Source organism: Megasphaera sp. AF13-6AC, assembly GCF_027685385.1.
In the GTDB taxonomy this organism is placed as follows: Bacteria; Bacillota; Negativicutes; order Veillonellales; family Megasphaeraceae; genus Megasphaera; species Megasphaera micronuciformis.
Window position 1 is genome coordinate 1 of sequence record NZ_JAQCUN010000138.1, and the last position, 3166, is coordinate 3166.

5 protein-coding genes are annotated in these 3166 nt (G+C 43.4%); 4 read left to right on the forward strand and 1 reads right to left on the reverse strand.

Going from position 1 to position 3166, the window contains the following annotated elements; all coding sequences use genetic code 11:
• A partial coding sequence (locus tag PGX78_RS07120; protein WP_270446149.1) for an amino acid permease occupies positions 1–709 on the reverse strand: 709 nt, incomplete at its 3' end.
• 294 nt (positions 710–1003) lie between these two features.
• On the opposite strand from PGX78_RS07120, the gene PGX78_RS07125 reads away from it, so the two are divergent.
• The 4 genes from PGX78_RS07125 to PGX78_RS07140 all read left to right on the forward strand — a co-directional run.
• Positions 1004–1282 carry a glutaredoxin gene (locus PGX78_RS07125; RefSeq protein ID WP_270446151.1) on the forward strand — a complete coding sequence of 93 codons (279 nt, stop codon included), beginning with the start codon at positions 1004–1006 and terminating at the stop codon, positions 1280–1282.
• A gap of 9 nt (positions 1283–1291) precedes the next feature.
• Entirely contained in the window at positions 1292–1837 is a 546-nt protein-coding gene (locus PGX78_RS07130) for a hypothetical protein (RefSeq protein WP_270446152.1), read from the forward strand.
• The gene (locus PGX78_RS07135) at positions 1827–2531 is read left to right on the forward strand and encodes a hypothetical protein (protein ID WP_270446154.1); all 705 of its coding nucleotides are present in this window, start codon (positions 1827–1829) and stop codon (positions 2529–2531) included. Before PGX78_RS07130 ends, PGX78_RS07135 begins: the two co-directional genes overlap by 11 nt.
• A 163-nt stretch (positions 2532–2694) precedes the next feature.
• On the forward strand, positions 2695–3166 hold a 472-nt coding region (locus PGX78_RS07140; RefSeq protein WP_270446155.1), incomplete at its 3' end, for a glyceraldehyde 3-phosphate dehydrogenase NAD-binding domain-containing protein.

Consider the following 3166-nt stretch of genomic DNA (forward strand, 5'->3'; position numbering starts at 1 on the left):
AGATGACGGCGACGAAAGCCGTACTGAGAAAGGTTGCCTTAGGAACGGAAGTTCGCGGATTTTCAACGGCATCCGCATTTACCGATGCCGATTCCAAACCGAGGAAGGACCATAAAGTCAAGGCTATGGAATTGCCGACGGCATCGCTCCAGCTAATGGGATTGGGACACCAAGCTTCGATCCATGTCGTGGGATTGAACCAATACCAGCCGATGACGGAAATAGTCAGAATCGGCAGAATGGAACACCAAATCGTGAAGGTTGTCAGCCGACTTGAATAACGACTGCCCTTGATGTTAAGGCTGGCGGCTATCCACAGCAAGGCGATAGTATATAAACAAGTTTGCACCGGCGAAAAATCCATGCCCAGAAAGCCGGCTCCGTATCCGACTGCGGAAATGGAAATCGCCACGTTGGCAATAACTATAGAAACAGAATAGGCGTAATTCGTCATAAAATGTCCTATTCGTCCGTACCCGTACTCGGCATAACCGCCCATACCGCCCGCTTTGGTAGTAAACATACCGCATCGGGAAAAGGTCATGGCCAGAGCCAGAGAACCGAGAGACGTAATAATCCAAGAGAAAATCGAGATCGTGCCGACCTCGGCGAGCTGAGAGGGTAACATGATGATGCCGGCTCCCAGCATATTGGCTGCAGTAATAAAGGTGAGCTGCACCCAAGACATTTTACGACGGTTAGTTTTCATTATCAGTCCTTCTTCCATTATAAATTGGGTAAAAACCCCTAATAAAAATCAATTCATTTTAGCATTTTTCTTTTTAGAATACTAGTAAAAAATAGCTGAAAATCTCCTTAAATTTAGTTGTATTTTCCGAAAAAATTAAACCGTAATAAAGGGCATATCCATGCCGTTTTTAGAGATTTAAAAAATGGATAGATGCGGTGGATTTTATGATTCTTTATTCTACCTAAAAGGTATGGTATAATAAAGTAACCTTTTTATAAGGTACGATATAGTAAATGAACGGGAGTGATATCCATGGAAAAAATTACAGCTTTTTATTTACACGAATGTCCCTATTGTGAGAATGCAAAGAGAGCCGTAGGAGAACTAATTGAGGAAAATCCGGCCTATAAAGATATTCCCCTTGCGTGGTATGAAGAAACGGAAAATCCCGATATCGTGGCAGGCCATGTCTATGAATATGTGCCCAATTTTTTTGTAGGTGATAAGAAAGTATATGAAGCACGTCCCGGGGAATCATACGGAGAAACGAAGTTTTATATTAAAAAAGTATTTGATGACTTATTGAAATAGGAAACGAGCATGAAGATAAAATTACTGACGGCTTTTTTGACGTTCATGATATTGACGAGTATGGCGGTAGCGGAAGAAGCGGTCTTTCTTACAAGTGCACCCGAACAAGTAGCTGTCGGTGCAGTCGGTATGCCTAATCCGATTAAGGACTATAAGAGCGTGTCGGCTGTAGCCGAAGCGGTCGGGTTTATGCCCTTGACATTGGATGAAAATGAACAGTTCGCTTTAAAACGCAGTTCTACTATCCGATCGACGGCTCAATTTTCTTATATAGAGAAGAATGTAAAGAACAATAACCGAATTCTTGTCAGGACCGCTTTGCGAAACACTGTGGACGGACCGACTCTCAGCGGCTATTACGGTACACCTTGGAAGGTGGACGTAGTCAACCACAGGATTGTCTTTATGACTGAAAGTGATTCTAGTGCTTATGCCGCTTATTGGAGAAGCGGTGCTTTTATATACTCCGTCGGTGCTACGGAATCTACGCCTGAGGATTTCGGACGGATTGTGAAATCTCTGGTTCAAAAGACGGAAAAAGAACGTGTTTTTTAAGACGGATGAAGATTTCGTAAAAGCCGGCTGTATGTCAGCCGGCTTTTACATACTGCCGAAGTCGGATTGGGGGACAAGGGTGAAAGAATTGCCGTTGTTTAAAGTAGACCGTGAGTACGGCTACAATCAGGAACACTTTAAAGATATTCGTATGAAACAAGGCGGTTGCGGAGCTGTTGTCGCCTGTGATGTAAGTATTTATTTGGCACGCTTTTACGGTCTTGATGAATTATGCCCTTTTGATGTGCACCAACCGATTACTGAAAAGGAGTATGTGGCCTTTTCTAAACTTATGAAGCCATACTTGAGCCCGCGAGCGACCGGAATAGATACAGTAGAAATCTGGATAGACGGGTACGGTCGATATTTGCAAGACCGAGGCATAGATTCTGTAGATCTTGACGGTCTGCACGGTGACTGCTCGTATGAGTTGTTTAAGCATGCCGTTACGGCACAAATTGATATGGGCATGCTCGTACCGTATTTGAACCTGCGCCATAAAAGTCCCGATTTAAAGAACTTCGTTTGGCATTGGTTCTGGTTGGCAGGGTATGAAGAATTTGCTCAAGAAACGATGGTCAAGGTGGTCAGTTACGGCACCTTTCGTTGGTTTTCGCTCAAAGAACTTTGGGATACGGGCTATTCTCGAAAGGGCGGCCTGGTCTTAGTGACTATAGACGATAAAAACACATAAATACTGTGATTCCGGAATAACCCGGAGTTATAGAAAAAATAAATCGGGACTTAATATGTCCATGCCATTGTAAATTATGTCCCGACGTGTCATAATACACTCGTAAGTTGAAATTGAATGTTAGTGTGTAACGGTTTCTATTCAAATAAGGAGTGTTTCAACTATGATTAAAGTCGGTATTAACGGTTTCGGCCGTATCGGTCGTTTTGTTTTTCGCGCGGCACAGAATCGTAATGATATTGAAATCGTAGGCATCAATGATTTGTTGCCTGTAGATTATATGGCATATATGTTAAAATATGATACGATGCACGGTCAGTTTGAAGGTACTGTCGAGGCTGACGCAAAACGCAACGTACTCATTGTAAACGGTAAGGAAATTCGCGTAACGGCGGAAACGGATCCTGCCAACTTAAAATGGAATGAAGTGGGTGCCGAATATGTGGTTGAATCTACAGGACGTTTCTTGACTATGGACGCTGCTGAAAAACATTTGCAGGCAGGTGCTGAATATGTAGTTCTTTCAGCCCCCTCCAAGAAGGGTGAAGACGGACGCCAGGCTGATATGTTTGTTTGCGGTGTCAATACGGATACCTATAAGGGACAGCAGATTGTGTCCAATGCATCTTGCACGA

What these genes read in the sequence shown, in the direction of transcription:
- PGX78_RS07125 (WP_270446151.1), top strand. Translation starts at nt 1,004, where the DNA reads ATGGAAAAAATTACAGCTTTTTATTTACACGAATGTCCCTATTGTGAG.
- PGX78_RS07130 (WP_270446152.1), top strand. Translation starts at nt 1,292, where the DNA reads ATGAAGATAAAATTACTGACGGCTTTTTTGACGTTCATGATATTGACG.